At 61.0% G+C, this 16,633-nt stretch carries 16 protein-coding genes; 13 read left to right on the top strand and 3 right to left on the bottom strand.

Going from position 1 to position 16,633, the window contains the following annotated elements; translation table 11 throughout:
• Positions 1 to 147 precede the first annotated feature (147 nt).
• Entirely contained in the window at positions 148 to 1,014 is an 867-nt protein-coding gene (locus tag ACT53S_RS07365) for a helix-turn-helix transcriptional regulator (RefSeq protein WP_476066460.1), read from the top strand.
• 42 nt (positions 1,015 to 1,056) lie between these two features.
• Entirely contained in the window at positions 1,057 to 1,605 is a 549-nt protein-coding gene (locus ACT53S_RS07360; protein ID WP_476066459.1) for a YbhB/YbcL family Raf kinase inhibitor-like protein, read from the top strand.
• 16 nt (positions 1,606 to 1,621) lie between these two features.
• Here ACT53S_RS07360 and ACT53S_RS07355 read toward each other — a convergent pair whose 3' ends face one another.
• Entirely contained in the window at positions 1,622 to 2,305 is a 684-nt protein-coding gene (locus ACT53S_RS07355; protein ID WP_476066458.1) for a glutathione S-transferase family protein, read from the bottom strand.
• A 134-nt stretch (positions 2,306 to 2,439) separates the two neighbouring features.
• Here ACT53S_RS07355 and ACT53S_RS07350 point away from each other — a divergent pair, with 134 nt between their 5' ends.
• The 5 genes from ACT53S_RS07350 (at position 2,440) to ACT53S_RS07330 (ending at position 6,796) form a co-directional block, all read left to right on the top strand.
• Positions 2,440 to 2,946 carry a DinB family protein gene (locus ACT53S_RS07350; protein WP_113378070.1) on the top strand — a complete coding sequence of 169 codons (507 nt, stop codon included), beginning with the start codon at positions 2,440 to 2,442 and terminating at the stop codon, positions 2,944 to 2,946.
• A gap of 120 nt (positions 2,947 to 3,066) precedes the next feature.
• Positions 3,067 to 4,125: a GGDEF domain-containing protein gene (locus ACT53S_RS07345; protein ID WP_476066457.1), complete on the top strand. Its 1,059-nt coding sequence runs from the start codon at positions 3,067 to 3,069 to the stop codon at positions 4,123 to 4,125.
• 71 nt (positions 4,126 to 4,196) lie between these two features.
• Positions 4,197 to 6,089, top strand: coding sequence for an ABC-F family ATP-binding cassette domain-containing protein (locus ACT53S_RS07340; RefSeq protein ID WP_476066456.1), 1,893 nt, complete (start codon positions 4,197 to 4,199; stop codon positions 6,087 to 6,089).
• Between the two features lie 67 nt (positions 6,090 to 6,156).
• Positions 6,157 to 6,417, top strand: coding sequence for a type II toxin-antitoxin system VapB family antitoxin (locus ACT53S_RS07335; RefSeq protein WP_476066455.1), 261 nt, complete (start codon positions 6,157 to 6,159; stop codon positions 6,415 to 6,417).
• On the top strand, positions 6,404 to 6,796 hold the full coding sequence (locus ACT53S_RS07330; protein ID WP_476066454.1) for a type II toxin-antitoxin system VapC family toxin: 393 nt from the start codon (positions 6,404 to 6,406) through the stop codon (positions 6,794 to 6,796). The genes ACT53S_RS07335 and ACT53S_RS07330 overlap by 14 nt, the downstream gene beginning before the upstream one ends.
• Before the next feature lie 39 nt (positions 6,797 to 6,835).
• On the opposite strand, the gene ACT53S_RS07325 is transcribed toward ACT53S_RS07330, so the two are convergent.
• Complete coding sequence (locus ACT53S_RS07325) at positions 6,836 to 7,285, bottom strand: DNA polymerase III subunit chi (protein WP_476066453.1); 450 nt, start codon at positions 7,283 to 7,285, stop codon at positions 6,836 to 6,838.
• A gap of 19 nt (positions 7,286 to 7,304) precedes the next feature.
• Positions 7,305 to 8,801 (bottom strand): leucyl aminopeptidase, encoded by a 1,497-nt coding sequence (locus tag ACT53S_RS07320; protein WP_113378064.1) that lies wholly within the window; start codon positions 8,799 to 8,801, stop codon positions 7,305 to 7,307.
• Positions 8,802 to 9,104: 303 nt separating this feature from the next.
• On the opposite strand from ACT53S_RS07320, the gene ACT53S_RS07315 reads away from it, so the two are divergent.
• The 6 genes from ACT53S_RS07315 to rsmA all read left to right on the top strand — a co-directional run bounded on the left by ACT53S_RS07315 (position 9,105) and on the right by rsmA (position 16,626).
• Positions 9,105 to 10,271 carry an LptF/LptG family permease gene (locus tag ACT53S_RS07315; RefSeq protein WP_476066452.1) on the top strand — a complete coding sequence of 389 codons (1,167 nt, stop codon included), beginning with the start codon at positions 9,105 to 9,107 and terminating at the stop codon, positions 10,269 to 10,271.
• On the top strand, positions 10,268 to 11,350 hold the full coding sequence (gene lptG, locus ACT53S_RS07310; RefSeq protein ID WP_113378062.1) for an LPS export ABC transporter permease LptG: 1,083 nt from the start codon (positions 10,268 to 10,270) through the stop codon (positions 11,348 to 11,350). The genes ACT53S_RS07315 and lptG overlap by 4 nt, the downstream gene beginning before the upstream one ends.
• Positions 11,350 to 13,683 (top strand): LPS-assembly protein LptD, encoded by a 2,334-nt coding sequence (locus ACT53S_RS07305; protein ID WP_476066451.1) that lies wholly within the window; start codon positions 11,350 to 11,352, stop codon positions 13,681 to 13,683. The genes lptG and ACT53S_RS07305 overlap by 1 nt, the downstream gene beginning before the upstream one ends.
• Before the next feature lie 125 nt (positions 13,684 to 13,808).
• The gene (locus tag ACT53S_RS07300; RefSeq protein WP_476066450.1) at positions 13,809 to 14,759 is read left to right on the top strand and encodes a SurA N-terminal domain-containing protein; all 951 of its coding nucleotides are present in this window, start codon (positions 13,809 to 13,811) and stop codon (positions 14,757 to 14,759) included.
• A 17-nt stretch (positions 14,760 to 14,776) separates the two neighbouring features.
• Entirely contained in the window at positions 14,777 to 15,799 is a 1,023-nt protein-coding gene (gene pdxA, locus ACT53S_RS07295) for a 4-hydroxythreonine-4-phosphate dehydrogenase PdxA (RefSeq protein WP_476066449.1), read from the top strand.
• The gene (gene rsmA, locus ACT53S_RS07290) at positions 15,799 to 16,626 is read left to right on the top strand and encodes a 16S rRNA (adenine(1518)-N(6)/adenine(1519)-N(6))-dimethyltransferase RsmA (protein ID WP_476066448.1); all 828 of its coding nucleotides are present in this window, start codon (positions 15,799 to 15,801) and stop codon (positions 16,624 to 16,626) included. Before pdxA ends, rsmA begins: the two co-directional genes overlap by 1 nt.
• Positions 16,627 to 16,633 lie beyond the last annotated feature (7 nt).

Here is a 16,633-nt window from a genome sequence, read left to right as displayed (position 1 = left end):
TCTCATCCTTGTTGGTGTCTGAAGGGAAAGTGGGCGGTATCTACAAGGCCCGAATCACGAAGACAAGGGGTATGGACGAATTTCACGCCGACGTCATAATCACGCCCGCGAAGCACGCGGCGCAAAAAACCGACAGGAGTATTCGCATTGAACGACGACGCTTTCGTCCGGATCGCGCGGTTCACGCATGTCGCACCCGCGCTCGGCGCGCATTGCTTCATCGTTCAGGCGACATCCGGCGCCTTCCGCCACCTGCGCGCCGACCAGCCCGGATTGATCGTCGTCCGGCGCGGATGCAAGCGCGTCTCGTCCGACCGGACCGACCTCAAAGCCGGTCCCGGCGAGGCAATCGTCCTTCCCATCAACGGGGAATGGACTGTTTACAACGACATCGCCAGGGGTGGAGACTATCGGGCAGAGGCTTTCATGTTCTCTCCCGAACTCGTTGATGCCTATACGGATCCGGCTCGCGCACCTCTGCGCGAGGCTGCGGTTTTCCAGCCGGATCCCGCATTCGAAGAGGCGCTGCAGCGGGTCGGGCAAACACTGGTCCACTCCACCCAACCCGACACTCTCTGCCGCCATCTGCTGGGCGAGATCATCGTCAGGCTGGATGCGCTCGGGATGAACCTGCGTCCCGCAGCCGGCGTCGGCCTGCACGATCGCGTTCGCGCCCTGATCAGCGGCGACCTCGCCACAGAGTGGAGCGCAGGGCGCGTGTCTTCGGCGATCGGGGTCAGTGAAGCAACGCTTCGACGCAAGCTGGCGGCCGCCGGGACGAGCCTGACCGACATCATCGCGGACGTCCGCATGACACGCGCTGCCAGTCTTCTTCAGGCCACGGAGCTGCCGATCAACCGCGTGGCGCTCGAGGTGGGTTACGAATCCGCATCCAAGTTCGCGGCGCGTTTTCGCGAGCGCTTCGGTCTCGCCCCGCGCGACATCCGCGTGTCGGCGACAGAGATTGCGCGACATGGAGCCGAAGATGATCGGGTCGGAGCCGCAGCCGAATAGCCGAACCTCTAGAATGGGCTTCCAACATCGAAGGAGCCCATCATGATCAGACCCGCATTCGCCGCCACGATCCTCACACTGACCGTTTTCGCCGACCAGGCGCAGGCGGCGGACTTCAGCCTGTCGAGCCCGGGCATGCAGGATGGCGGTGCGCTGCCGGCAGCGCAGGTGGCGAACACCTTCGGCTGCAGCGGAGAAAACATCTCGCCCGCGCTGCAATGGAGCAATGCGCCTGCCGGTACGAAAAGTTTCGTCGTGTCGCTCTACGATCCCGACGCGCCGACGGGCTCCGGCTTCTGGCACTGGGTGATGTTCAACATTCCTGCCGATGTGACCGCGCTGCCCGCCGGTATTTCACCCGAGGCGGGAGCGCCGGCTGGGGCAGTCCAGAGCCGTGCCGATGCCGGTTACCCGGGCTTCCTCGGCGCCTGCCCGCCCGAGGGACAGACCCATGCCTATGTGTTCACGGTGACAGCCCTGGACACCGACAAACTGGACCTCGATGCTTCGGCCAGCGGCGCGCTGATCGGCTTCATGACCAATGCCCATGCGCTGGCCAAGGCATCACTCACCTTGAAATACGGGCGATAGGCAGTGCAAGGCCGGTTCAGGCCACCTGCCGGCCGACGCCGTCATGCAGTTCCAGGCAGCGCTCGAACCAGCCCAGAACCGGATCGCCATCGGGAAGATGGACCGAGCCGGTGGTGATGCGCAGCCACTGCAGAGCGCCGAACAGGATGTAATCGGCAAAAAGCGGCGAATGGCCACCGATGAAGGGCTGGAAGCGTAGCATGTGGCGCAACGGCTGAAGCTGACCCGGAAGCGCGGCAATGGCTGCCGCGCGCTCGGCATGGACGTCTTCGAGCGCCCTGCCCAGAAATTTCTCGCGTGTGGTGCGGAAGTAGTCCTGATCGACAGGGCCGAGCATCTGATGGATGTCGTAGACCGCGATGCGTGTAATCGTGGGGTGGACCATGTGCTGCACATAGCCCTCCACCAAACGGGCAGCCGCCTTGCCACCCTCGCCGCCGAAGAGGCTCGGATGCTCCGGATAGGTCTCTTCCAGATAAAGCGCGATCTGGAAACTGTCGGACACAAGCTGCTCCCCGTCCCGCAGGATGGGCACAGTCTTCGAGAAGCCGTCTTCTGCCTTCGGGATATCGGTGAAAGGCAGTGGCCGCTCTTCGAAGAAGAGCCCCTTGTGATGCAGGGCCATGACGATCTTCCAGCAATGGGGCGAAAATGGGCGGTTCGTATCCGTACCGCAGAGCGAGTAAAGCGTCAGAGACATGGGGGTCCTCATTTCATTTGCGCCAGACAAAACCATTCGGGACGGCGAAGCAAATCAGGAATTTTCATAGGATTCATCACCCCTATTTGCAGATGTATCCCTTAAGGTGCGCCCGTTCAGGAGAGGAGCAAGCGATGGAAAATCTGAAGATGATGGCCGCCTACAACCGGTGGGCCAATGGGCTTGTCTATGATGCGGCCGCGACATTGTCGGAGGATGAGTTGCACCGCGACACCGGCGCCTTTTTTGGATCGATCTTCGGCACTCTCAGCCATCTGGTAACCGCCGACCGCGTCTGGCTCCATCGTTTCACGGGCGAAGGCCCGCGTCCGACAGCGCTCAACGAACGCCCTTGCGCGACCTTTGCCGAGTTACAGGCGGTGCGGAAGACAGAAGACGCGCGGATTATCGCTTATGTCGAGAGCCTGACGGCAGAGCGACTGGAGGCGCAAATCTCCTATACGCCTGTGTCCACACCGGGTCTGATCCAACACAGACTTTCTCCGGCTCTCAGTCACATGTTCAACCACCAAACCCACCATCGCGGTCAGGTGCATGCCGGATTGACGGGCATGGGCAAGCCGTCGCTTGCCATCGACCTCATCTACTTCCTCCGGCAGGAGGGGCAGGCATGGCTTTAGCCGCGCAAACTATCGATTAACCGAATTCGGCTCTCCGGCGGGCCCATAAACCTTTTGCCAAAGGTTATACCCGACCCTGCCTGCTCAACACTGGTATATGGGCGGACGACAGGGGCTTTCATGCAGGAGAACATCGCGGCGGTACCACAGCAGGCCGAGAGACCGGGCGCTAACGCCTTGCAGAAGATTATGGCCGTGATGTTGCGGCACGAGATCTCAGCCCTGCCCCGCAATTTCGAACTGGTCTACGAGGCCCTGAGCGGTGGCCATCCCGATCTCACCCATGACCTCGCCGCTCTCGGCGCGAGGCCGAGTCAACATGCTCTCGACCAGCTCGGCCTCAAGTACCGTTTGTCCGGCCATTGCGGCGCGACGGCAGAGAGATTGCAAGCAGACGCGCTGACAGCGCTGTCCTCCATGAAAGACAAATTGGCGCTGGGGCTCAGCCAGAAGCGCAGTTTTGCCCGTTCCGTCGAGACGGCCGCCGCGTCGATCCGCGCGGATGCGGATGTCGGCATCGAGCAACTGCTCGGCGAACTGGACCTCCTGGCATCCATTGCCCGGGAGATGGTGAAGGCGGAAACGCTATTGGCCCAGGAGGTCGCCCAGGGACTGGACACGCTTGAAGCAGCCGACAGGGCGATGCAGGCGGCCAAAGCCATGACGCTTCGGGATCGGCTGACCGCCCTGCCCAACCGGGCGGCCTTCCTCCAAAAACTGACAGAGACCCATGCCGCGAGCTCGCCCGCCCATCCCAGCGCTCTGATCCTGATCGAGATTTGCGACCTTTCCCACCTGCAACACCAATACGGCGACGAAGCGACGGCAAAGCTGGTGAAGGGGCTCGCCGGGATCTTCCGCAAGGCAATCAAGAAACACGACTATATTGCCCGTATCGAGGCAGATACCTTCGCCCTGATCTTTGATGGCATCGATGCCGACGATGCACACAGCATCGCGGAGCGACTGTTCACGACCGCCGAAAACAATCTGGTCTTCGCCAGTGAAACCGGCCACGACGTGGGCGGACTGCCGCTCGCGCTAGGCCATGTGGAGGGTTACGAGGCGACCGATCCGCTGCAGTGGCTGGCCCTCGCCAAGACCGCAACGCAGATCGCCCGGCAGAATCCGCGCCAGCCGATCATCGGTCACAAACCAAGCCGTCGGGCTGTGGCCTGAGCATCCGTCCAGACCGGGCATGACGGCACCGGCAGCTTGCGTTTGACCGGCAGATCGGCCAAAAGCCAGACATGATCACGATCAACGACATTTCCGCCCGCATCGCCGGAAGGCTGCTTATCGACCATGCGACAATCGCGCTGCCGGCCGGGACCAAGGCCGGTCTCGTCGGCAAGAACGGAGCGGGCAAGTCGACGCTGTTCCGCATCATCACCGGCGACCTCTCGGCGGAGACCGGCAATATCTCGATCCCGAAGAATGCGCGGATCGGTCAGGTGGCCCAGGAAGCACCGGGCACCGAAGATTCGCTGATCTCGATCGTGCTTGCCGCCGACAAGGAGCGGGCAGCACTTCTCCTCGAAGCGGAAACGGCGACCGATCCGCATCGGATTGCCGAAATCCAGACGCGGCTTGCCGATATCGGGGCCCATTCGGCGGAAGCGCGGGCGGCCACCATCCTGTCCGGCCTCGGCTTCGACCACGAGGCGCAGCTGCGCCCGGCGTCATCCTTCTCCGGCGGCTGGCGGATGCGCGTGGCGCTAGCCGCCGTGCTCTTCGCCGAACCGGACCTGTTGCTGCTCGACGAACCGACCAACTATCTCGACCTTGAAGGCACGCTGTGGCTCGAGGACTATGTGCGCCGCTATCCGCACACCGTCATCATCATCAGCCACGACCGCGACCTCCTGAACACCGCCGTCAACTCGATCATCCATCTCGACCAGAAGAAGCTGACCTTCTATCGCGGCGGCTATGACAGCTTCGAGCGGCAGAAGGCCGAGAACGACGAATTGCAGATGAAAGCCAAGGCGAAGAACGACGCCGCGCGCAAGCATCTGCAGAGCTTCATCGACCGCTTCCGCGCCAAGGCGACCAAGGCCAAGCAGGCGCAAAGCCGCATCAAGGCGCTGGAGCGTATGGGCACGGTGGCAGCCGTAATCGAGGACCATATCCATCCGATTACCTTCCCCAAACCGGAGAAACAGCCGGCGTCCCCGATCGTGGCTATCAGCGGTGGCGTTGTCGGATATGAACCCGGCAAGCCGATCCTGAAGAACCTCAACCTCCGAATTGACAATGACGACCGCATCGCGTTGCTCGGCTCGAACGGCAACGGCAAATCGACCTTTGCCAAGTTCATTTCAGGCCGGCTGGAAGCCCAAGGCGGGCAGTTGAAAACGGCGTCGAGCCTGAAGATCGGCTTCTTCGCGCAACATCAGCTCGACGATCTGATCCCCAACGAGAGCCCCGTCGCGCATGTGCGTCGGTTGATGCCCCTTGAGCCGGAAGCCAAAGTGCGTGCCCGCGTTGCGCAGATGGGGCTGGCGACCGAGAAGATGGAGACGGCAGCCAAGGATCTCTCCGGTGGAGAAAAGGCCCGACTTCTGATGGGGCTTGCCGCGTTTCACGCGCCAAACCTCTTGATCCTCGACGAACCGACCAACCACCTCGACATCGACAGCCGCAAGGCGCTGATCGAGGCGCTGAACGACTACGAAGGCGCCGTGATCCTGATTTCCCATGATCGCCATCTGATCGAGGCGACCGTCGACAGGCTTTGGCTCGTCAACAACGGCACCGTTACCAGCTTTGACGGCGACATGGAAGAATATCGCAGCCTGATCATTGCGGCCGGCAAGAAGCCTGCTGAAAAAGATAAGGCCGAAACGGCAGCCAGCGACCAGGTCAACAAAGCGGAGCAGCGCAAGGCCGCCGCCGACAAGCGCGCGAGCCTGGCTCCGCTGAAGAAAAAGATCAACGAAGTCGAAGCCTTGACGAAGAAGCTGGAGACTTTGATTCAGGCACTCGACAAGGAACTCGCCGATCCTGCGCTTTACGAGAAGGCCCCGGCCAAAGCCGCCGAAAAGGCAAAACAACGCGGCGAAGCTGCCGCCAAGCTATCGGCTGCAGAGGAACAGTGGTTGGAGCTCTCAGCCGAGTATGAAGAGGGCATGGCCGGCTGACCGGCACCTTTCTTGTTGGAACCTCGAATATACACTATCTTGATGGCGTATATTCAGAGGTGACGCCATGCCGCTTTACGTGCGCGACGAAAAGGTGAACCAACTCGCCGAACAGGCGCAGAAAATCCTGAAGGCCCCGACGAAGACGGACGCCATCCGCCAGGCGCTGGAGCGCGTGGTGCAGGAGTACGAACAGCGCCCATCCCTCTCCGAGCGACTTCAGAAGCTGCGAAAAAAATACAACATGCCGACCTATGAGTCCCTGGACCCCTTCGACGAGAAGGCGTTTCTAGACGAGATGTGGGGCGACAACGATGTTCATCGATAGCTCTGCGCTTGTAGAAATTCTCACAGATGCACCGCAGCGTCAGGAACTGCTCGACCGCATGGCAAACGCGCCGACGCGATTTTCGACGTCGCCAACGGTCGTATATGAAACAACCGTAGTAATAGCGTCGCGAACCAGGAAGACTGTCGAGGAGACGCTCGCTCTCGTGGATGAATTTCTCTCGGAAGTGAACGCCGAAATCCTGCCTGCCACCCGGGATACGGCGATCACGGCGCTTGATGCGTTCTCACGCTATGGCAAGGGCCGACATCCGGCGCGCCTGAATTTCGGAGACTGCTTTTCCTATGCAGGCGCCAAGGCCGCCGGTGCGCCGCTGCTTTATGTGGGCGAAGACTTCCGCCGCACCGATCTCGCCTGATCGAGATGCCCCCTTACACCAAACATAGCATTTCAGACGTCACGCCTTCTTTTCCCAACGTCCCTCCGGCGTCTGCTGCCAATAAGTCAGGGTGTGGCCCTCGCCTTTCAGCTTTTTCCACTGGCCGCGTGCGGCCTCAAGTTGGGTCGCGTCGTAGCCGTCGAAGACGAAGACGACGCGATCATAGTCGAGCGTTTCCGGCGGCTCGGCTCCGTCCACGAGGAAGCGGACGCTGGCGGCGTTCAGGTTTTCAGGCTGCATCGTCAGGAGCACGGGCTGGCATGCGGGAGATGCACCCTCGTCGGTGCCGTGCGGCAGGAAACTGTCATCACGGTAAACCCAGAGATGGGCATCGAGCGCATCGCGCCGCTCCGGGTCACGGGTCTGCACCGCGACCGTCCAGCCGCGCTCCACGCTCTTTTCGAGGAGCGGTGGGAGCGCGTCTTCCAGTTTCGATTCGGTCAGATGGTAGAAGAGAACTTCAGCCACATGCGTTTCCTTGAAGCGATCACGCTTCGTAATTCGCCCGAACCAGTTCGTCGAGCAGGCGCACGCCGTAGCCGGAACCCCAGGACTGGTTGATTTCGTCCGTCGGCGAGCCCATGGCCGTGCCGGCGATGTCGAGATGGGCCCAAGGCGTGTCCTTGACGAAGCGCTTGAGGAACTGGGCGGCGGTGATCGAGCCGGCATGGCGTCCGCCGGTGTTCTTCATGTCGGCAAACTTGGAATCGATCATCTTGTCGTAGTCCTTGCCAAGCGGCATCCGCCATAGACGTTCATTGGTCGTGAGGCCGGCGGCCAGAAGCTTCTCGGACAGTGCATCGTCATTGGAGAACAGGCCGGCATGCAAGTTGCCGAGGGCCACCAGGATCGCGCCCGTCAGCGTCGCCAGATTGATCATGAAAGCGGGCGCAAAGCGTTCGTTGCAGTACCAAAGCGCGTCACAGAGCACGAGACGACCTTCGGCATCGGTATTGATGACCTCGATCGTCTGGCCGGACATGGAGGTGACGATGTCGCCGGGGCGCTGGGCGTTACCGTCCGGCATATTCTCGACGAGGCCGATGATGCCGACGACATTCGCCTTGGCCTTGCGGGCGGCCAGGACGTGCATCAGACCCGTGACGGCAGCGGCCCCGCCCATGTCGCCCTTCATCTCTTCCATGCCGCCGGCCGGCTTTATCGAGATACCACCGGTGTCGAAAACGACGCCCTTGCCGATGAAGGCAATCGGTTTATCCTTTGACTTGCCACCCTTCCACTGCATGACGACGAGACGTGGCGGACGGACCGAACCCTGGGCGACCCCGAGCAGCGCCCCCATGCCGAGCTTCTTCATTTCCTTTTCCGTCAGGATCTCGATCTCGACTCCAAGGTCTTCCAGCTCCTTGGCCTTCGCGGCAAATTCGAGCGGACCCAGTATGTTGGCGGGTTCGTTGACGAGATCGCGTGCCAGGATGACGCCGTCTGCAATGGCGCGGGCTTCCGCAAAGGCCTTCTTGGCACCGGAAGCATCCTGCGTGACAATCGTCACCTTCACCGTCTTTTCCGCCTTGGCCTCGTCGTCGTCGCCCTTCTTTTTCGTCTTGTAGGTATCGAACGTGTAGGCACGCAACATCATGCCGAGGGCGAAATCGGCAGCAGCCTTCGGGGAGACTGCATGTCCCGGCACATCGAGAAAGATGGTGGCGCTCTCGGCACCCTTCAGGTTTGCCACGGCGCTGCCGCCGGCCTTCAGCCAGTCATGCGCGGTCAACTGTTCCGCCTTCCCCAGACCCAACACCACCAGCCGATCGGCGTCGGAGCCATGTGGGGCAACGATGTCGAGGACCGACGAGGCCTTGCCGCTGAATTTGGCCACTTTGGCCGCCCGCGCATAGACCGCGGCAGGATCGACATCGGCAAGGCCAGATGGCGTTTCCGCTTCCACCGTTTTCAAGGCGATGGCGAGGCCCACGCTTCCGGAATGCGACTTGGCGAAGGAAATGGCGAGTTTTGTCGACATGAGATTTCAATCCTGGCATCGGCTGTCAATTTGTGCGCCGATCATGGTCTTTTCGACCACGATGGCAAGACGCAGACGTGTCTTTGTTGACACCGTCCCCTGAATGCGTCCCGTCCGGGCAGGCTTCACCTGCTGGAGCCCAGGGGCTTCGGGCAAGCGTGTCCGTTTTGTCGCGGTCCGGCAAAAAAGCGGAACATGAAGCCGGGGAAAATCTGCCGCGTCGGTCGCCAAATCGCCGCAAGCATCGTAGAGAAGGCCAGATACCGCCCTTCGCGCGTTTTCGCAGGGGTCCCAGGGAACCGCATGAAGATACTCGAACAATACATCCTGCGACGTGTCGTCCTGATGTTCCTCACCGCGTTGATGCCGGTGCTGGCGATCATCTGGACCACCCAGGTATTGCAGCGTATCAACCTCGTCACAGATAGCGGACAATCGGTCGGGTCGTTCATGAAGCTGGCGACGATGATCCTTCCGACGCTGATCTCGACGGTTTTTCCCTTTGCCCTCGTCATAGGCATCACCCAGACGCTGACGACGATGAACAACGATTCCGAACTGGCAGTGGTCGATGCCGCCGGCGGACCCCGTTCGATCATGCGGCGCCCGCTCGTCCTGCTCGGGATCGCGCTCAGCCTGTTTTCCTTCATGATGGTCAGCTTCGTGGAACCGGCAATGCGGGTGAACGTGCGCACGATGATATCGTCGGCCTATGCCGACCTGTTGTCATCGGTCATCGAAGAAAAGACCTTCCGAAAGGTAGAGGAAGGGCTCTATGTCCAGGTTTCAGAACGCCAGGCGGGCCGCGGCCTAAAAGGTCTGCTGATCGCGGATTCCCGCGATCCCGCCTCGCAGATGATCTATTACGCCCGAGAGGGCGCGGTGGATGAAAGCGGCAAGACGCTGATCATGCAGGACGGTGAAGTCCAGCGGAAGGCGCCAAACGGTGATGTCACCGTTATTCGGTTCGATCGCTATGCCTTCGATCTGTCAGACATGTCCCAGGAGAATGGTCAGGCGAGGCTGGGCGCGAAGGACAGATCGCTTTTCGAGCTGTTGGATCCGGATCCGATGGATCCTGCCTACAAGCGCAAACCGGGGGACTTCCGCGCCGAACTGCATCGTCGTCTGAGTTCGGCGCTGTTCCCGATTGTTTTTACGCTGATCTCGCTGATGATGTGCGGCGATGCCCGTTCGCACCGCGAAGCGCATCTGCATCCGATGGCATCCGCACTGATTGCCTCACTGACGCTGTTCTGGGCGCATAACTATGCCAAGTCGCTGGCCGAAGATCAGGCATACTTCGTGCTCGTGCTCTATGCCATTCCGCTCCTGGGCGGTGGTCTGTCACTGTATTACCTGATTGCGGACAAGCGCCCGCAACTGCCGAAGCCGGTGTCCCATCTTCTGGCCCGCGGAATGGCCATGGCACGCCAGCGTATGGGTCAAGATGCAGGGAGTCCGGCATGATCCGAACTCTCGGTCTTTATTTCTTCCGACGCTATATGATGACGACGCTCTGGTTCTTTCTCGGCGTCATCAGCATCACCTTCCTGATCGACTTTACCGAAACCTCCAGCCGCTTCGACAGCCTGCCTGGATATTCACTCGGCGGTGTCCTGTACCTCACCGCTTTGCGCCTGCCGCTCATTCTTCAGCAGACCGTGCCCTTCATCGGCCTCTTTGTCGGCATGGCAACGTTGATCAGCTTCAACCGGAAGTCCGAACTTGTGGTCGCCCGTGCGGCCGGGATTTCGGTCTGGCAGTTCATGGCGCCGTTCGTCATCGGGGCAGCACTGGTGGGTCTGGCAACGACGCTTGTCATCAACCCGCTTGCAGCCTGGGGTCAAAGGCAGGGGACGCAGATCCAGTCGGACTGGCGCGAGACGGCAGCCCGCGCCAAGCCGCAGCCGATCCCGTGGCTTCGTCAGAGCAGCGGCGACACCGACGTGGCCATCGGCGCACAGAGCGTGCTCGAAGACGGTACGCTTCTGGTGGATGCGGTGCTGCTGCATTTCGACAAAGAGGGACGAATCGTCCTTCGGCAGGATTCCCGCACAGCGAAGTTGGAAGATGGTTACTGGATCCTTACCGACGTCACCGAGTCCCGTCCCGGGGAGATCCAGAAGAGGCTCGCCGAGGCTCGGGTGCCGACAAACTTGAATGCGGAGTTTGTCCAGCAGCGACTGGTGCCTCCGGACACCGTTGCTTTTTATGATCTTTTTCGGAAAATTGAGGTCGCCAAGTCATTTGGGGTCTCTCCCAACGCACTCGAAACCCAATTTCATTCGCTTCTGTCGCTGCCGTTTCTCATGGTCGCCATGACGCTGATTGCGGCAACCGTGTCACTCAAATTCAGCCGGATCAACCAATCCAGATCGGTGATTCTCGGTGGAATATTGTCAGGCTTCGTGCTTTATGTTGTGACAGTGCTCGTCAGGGCATTCGGAAGCAGCGGCGTCATGCCGCCGTTTGTTGCGGCCTGGGTACCAGTTGTCGTAGCGATGGCATTGGGGGCAACGATTCTGCTTCACAAGGAGGATGGTTAGTGGCGGTAAAAGACCGCGCGAATATCAGGAGGCTCACAGGAGCCCTGCTGACCGGTGTCGCTGTGTGCGCAATGTCGCTCCCCGCGCCCGTCGTGCATGCTCAAAGCCTGTCGGCGCCGGCTTCCGGTTCCGTTGCTACGCCTGAAGACGCGAAACTGCTTCTCGCAGCCAATGAACTGCTCTACGACCGTGACGCGGAACGCGTCGTGGCGAGCGGTGCTGTACAGATCAATTATAACGGCTACCAGATGGTCGCCCGGCAGGTTGTCTATGACCAGAAGACGGGCCGGGTGACCGCTGCCGGCAACATCGAACTGGTGGAACCCGGCGGCAACCGCGTCTATGCGGATTCGCTCGACGTCACCGACAATTTCTCCGACGGCTTCCTGCGCTCACTGCGCGTCGAAACGACCGACAACACGCGCCTGGTCGCCGAAACGGCAGAGCGCGTCGGCGGAACGCAGATGATCCTGCACAAGGGCGTCTACACGGCCTGCCTGCCCTGCGCCGAAAATCCGAGCCGACCGCCCATCTGGCAGGTCAAGGCGGAGCGGGTTATCCAGGACGGCAAGAAACATACCGTGCGGCTGGAAAAGGCCCGTTTCGAACTCTTCGGCCATTCGCTGGCCACGCTGCCCTTTATCGAAGTTCCGGACAATACGGTGAAGCGCAAGTCGGGCTTCCTGTTCCCGGAATTCAAATCGGGCGAAAATGTCGGCTTCGGCATCGCAGTTCCCTATTACATCGCCATCGCGCCGGATCGCGATGCGACGATCACGGCAACCGGCTTCACCAAACAGGGCGTGCTCCTGGAAGGCGAGATCCGCCAGCGCTTCGAGAAGGGCCAGGCCAATCTGCGCGTCGCCGGCATCAGCCAGATGGATAGCGAAGTCTTCAGCGCCAACACCAGCGACTCCGCACGCGACACGCGCGGCCTGATCGCGTCCAAGGGCGATTTCAAGATCAATCCGCGCTGGAGCTTCGGCTGGGACGTGATGTTCCAGTCGGACAACAACTTTGCCCGCACCTATGCCATTGATGGGCTGAACAGCTCCACCAACACCAATACGGTCTACCTCACCGGCATCGGCGAGCGTAACTTCTTCGACATGCGCGGCTATTATTTCGACGTGCAGGATGCCGATATCAACGATACGGCCGAGAAGAAGCAGGCAACCGTCCTGCCGACTATCGACTACAGCTATTACGCACCGGAACTCGTTGCCGGCGGCCAGTTGTCGGGAACGATGAATTTCACGTCCCTGTCGCGTTTCTCGGAAGAAGCCGCGAATATAGACGGCGTTGCCGGCAATGATCTCTATCGCGGCCTGAAGGGCAACATGAACCGTCTGTCCGGCGACCTCGAATGGGAACGGACCTTCGACGGCCCCGGTGGCCTGCAGATCACGCCACTTCTGGCGGCGCGCGGCGATGTCTACGGGCTCGCTATGGATGACCCGGCGGACTATGCCGGTTACACGTCCGACGACGCACCAACCCGTTTCATGGTCACCGCCGGTGTCGAGCTGCGCTATCCGTGGCTTGTGACGATGGGCAACAGCACGCATATCATCGAGCCGATCGCACAGATCTATGCCCGCAACGACGAGCAACTGGCAGGCGCCCTTCCGAACGAAGACGCGCAGAGCCTTGTTTTCGACGCCAGCAACCTGTTCTCCCGCAACAAGTTTTCCGGCTTCGACCGCGTCGAGGGCGGCACCCGGGCAAATGTTGGTCTGCGTTATACCGGCAGCCTCGACAACGGCATCGGTCTGCGGGCGGTCATCGGGCAATCGTACCACATTGCGGGCCTGAACTCCTATGCGACGGACGACCTGCTCGCCGTGGGTTCGGATTCGGGTCTGGAAACGGACGTTTCGGACATCGTGGCCTCTGCCGGGGTTGAACTGCCGATGGGGCTTTCTGTCAGCACCGGCGTGCGTCTGGATGAGAAGACGCTCGAACTTCGGCGCACGGACGTGAATGCGACCTATGCCAATGACCGTCTGACGACGAGCGTGACCTATACCCAGGTCGCTGCACGTCCCGACTACAGCTTCGATGATGATAACCAGACGGTGACCGCCAGCTCGACGGTGAAGATGACCGAGTCCTGGTCAGTCTTCGGTTCGGTGAACTATGACATCGATGCCAATGCGTTCAACCGACGCAGTGTCGGCATCTCCTACGCCGACGAGTGCACCACCTTCTCCGTCTTCTATTCCGACAAGACAGACCCGGACGACGAAACGGCGAACGATTGGACGATCGGCGGCAAGCTGGTGTTCCGGACGCTTGGAGAGGTCAATCTCAGCGACATCGCCATCCAGTAGCACCAGAGACACCGCTCCGGAGTCATTGTTTTGCCGCATGGATTGTACAAACCATGCGGCAGTTTTAAGATCCGCATGACAAAGAACGTCCGGCAAATCCCGTTTGTCCGGAGAAAGGATATGAGATGGCCACAGCGAAAAACGGCATCAGCCTCCTGCTCGCCGGCGTCATTGCACTGTCGCTGAGCGTGTCCCCGGCGCCACTCGGCGGCGGTGAGGCGATGGCGGCAACCTCGGTTGTCGCTGTGGTGAACAAGACCGCGATCACCAGTGGCGATGTGGCCCGTCGCGTGGCGTTCCTGCGGCTTCAGCGCAAGAGCGGCAATCTGCAGAAGCTCGCCAAGGAAGAACTGGTCGAGGAAGCGTTGAAGCGCGAGGAAATCGCACGCGTCGGCATGTCGGTGAGCACGGCGGATGTCGATGCATCCTTTGCCCGCTTTGCCGCCTCGAACAAGATGTCCGTGGAACAGCTCAATGCGATCCTTGATCGCGCCGGTGTAACGCCTGCCCACTTCAAGGCCTTCATCGCCGTTTCGATGAGCTGGCCGCGTCTCGTGAATGCGCGTTATGCCGGAAGCGGGAGCAGCAAGCTTTCGAACCAGGAACTGGTGACCCGCCTGCTGGAGAACAAGCAGAAGCCTGTCACAACAGAATACATTCTCAAACAGGTGATCTTCGTCGTGCCCGCATCGAAGAAGGGTATCGTGGGTAAACGAAAGGCAGAAGCCGAAAAATCGCGCGCCTCGTTCCCGGGCTGTGATCAGGCGATGCAATTCGCAAAGAACTATCTCGACGTTTCCATCCGCAATCTCGGCCGTGTCATGGAGCCTGAGCTGCCGCCGGAATGGAAGCCTCTGATCGAAAAGGCCAAAGGCGGAACGACGGGGACCCGGGTCACGGACCGGGGTGTCGAATATCTCGCGATCTGCAACCAGCGTCAGGTTTCAGACGACGTGGCTGCCGAAATCGTGTTCCGCGCCGAAGACCTCGGCAAGGAGAGGAAGGACGGCGAAAATCCGAACTCGGCCAAGTATCTCGAAGAACTGCGCTCCAAGGCCCAGATCGTGATGCAGTGACGGCGGAAGGCCGAAACATGACCGACGCCCTTCTTCCGCTTGCCCTGAGCCAGGGGGATCCTGCAGGCATCGGACCCGACATCGCCCTGCAAGCCTTTGCAAAACGCGCCGCACTTGGCCTCCCTGCCTTCGTCTATATCGGCGATCCGGAGGTGCTGGCAATTCGAGCGCGCCAACTCGATATCAATGTGTCGATCGCTGAGACGGATATCGAGGGGGCCGTGGCGCGGTTCGCCGACAGCCTTCCAGTCTTGCCGATTGCGACTGGAAGTGACGTTCTGGCCGGCGAACCGCATGTTGCCAATGCGCGCGGGACGATCGCCGCGATCGAAACGGCGGTCGATCTGACACTGAAGGGCAAGACACGCGCTGTCGTGACAAATCCGATTGCCAAGTCGGTGCTTTACGAAGCCGGCTTCGGTTTTCCCGGTCATACAGAGTTCCTGGCCGATCTCGCCACTCGGGCGACCGGGCAAGCCGTGAAGCCGGTGATGATGCTGGCCGGCCCTAAGCTGCGGGCGGTCCCGGTGACCATCCATATTCCGATCAGGGACGTCCCCGGCGCGCTGACCGAAGATGCCATCGTGGAGTCCTGCAAGATCGTCGCCGCCGATCTGGCCCGGCGATTCGGCTTGTCCCATCCACGGCTTGCCGTGGCCGGGCTTAACCCGCATGCGGGCGAAGGTGGGGCCATCGGCAGCGAGGACGACGATCTGATCCTGCCAGCCGTCCGCCGGCTTCGTGATGCCGGTGTCGACGCCTTCGGTCCTTTGCCGGCAGATACGATGTTCCACGACGAAGCCCGCACCCGGTATGACGTCGCAATCTGCATGTATCACGATCAGGCGCTGATTCCGGCCAAGGCGCTTGGCTTTGATGACAGCGTCAACGTCACGCTCGGCCTTCCCTTCATCCGCACCTCGCCCGACCACGGCACCGCTTTCGGTCTGGCCGGTACCGGCCTTGCGCGTGAGCAGAGCCTCGTGGCAGCACTCAAGATGGCCGATGCAATGAGCCGCCTTTCGAAAGACACACCCTGATGGCCGCTCTCGACGGATTGCCGCCGTTGCGCGACGTGATTGCGCGTCACGGACTCGACGCCAAGAAATCGCTCGGACAGAACTTTCTGCTCGACCTCAACCTGACGCAGAAAGTTGCGCGGACTGCAGGGTCTCTGGAAGGGGCCACGGTGTTCGAAATCGGACCGGGCCCCGGCGGATTGACGCGTGCCATCCTGGCGCTGGGGGCTGAGAAGGTTATCGCCGTCGAGCGGGATGCCCGGTGCCTGCCGGCGCTGGCCGAGATCGAGGCGCATTATCCTGGGCGGCTTGGGGTGATCGAAGGTGATGCGCTCAAAACAGACTTCGAGGCCCTGGCAGCCGGCAGACCCGTGAAGATCATTGCCAATCTCCCCTACAATGTCGGTACGCAACTGCTGGTGAACTGGCTGTTGCCGCGCCAATGGCCGCCGTTCTGGTCGTCGCTCACCCTGATGTTCCAGAAAGAGGTCGGCCAACGGATCGTCGCCCGCGAGGATGACAACCACTATGGGCGGCTCGGCGTTTTATGCGGCTGGCGCACGGAGGCCCACATGGCCTTCGACATTCCGCCGCAGGCGTTCACGCCGCCACCGAAGGTGACGTCGACAGTCGTTCATCTCGAGCCGCGCCAGACGCCCCTTCCCTGCGACCCGGACAAACTGGAGCGAGTTACCACTGCGGCTTTCGGCCAGAGGCGCAAGATGCTCCGGCAAAGCGTGAAGTCTATCGGCGGCGAGGCACTGCTTGCCCGGGCGGAGATCGATCCGCAGCGGCGGGCAGAGACGCTCAGCGTCGAAGAATTCTGCCGTATCGCCAATCTGCTCTAGCAAGCGA

Source organism: Allorhizobium sp. DMC15 (assembly GCF_056314065.1).
The sequence above is the reverse complement of the archived record's forward strand: the minus strand, read 5'-3'. Positions and strand labels throughout refer to the sequence as shown.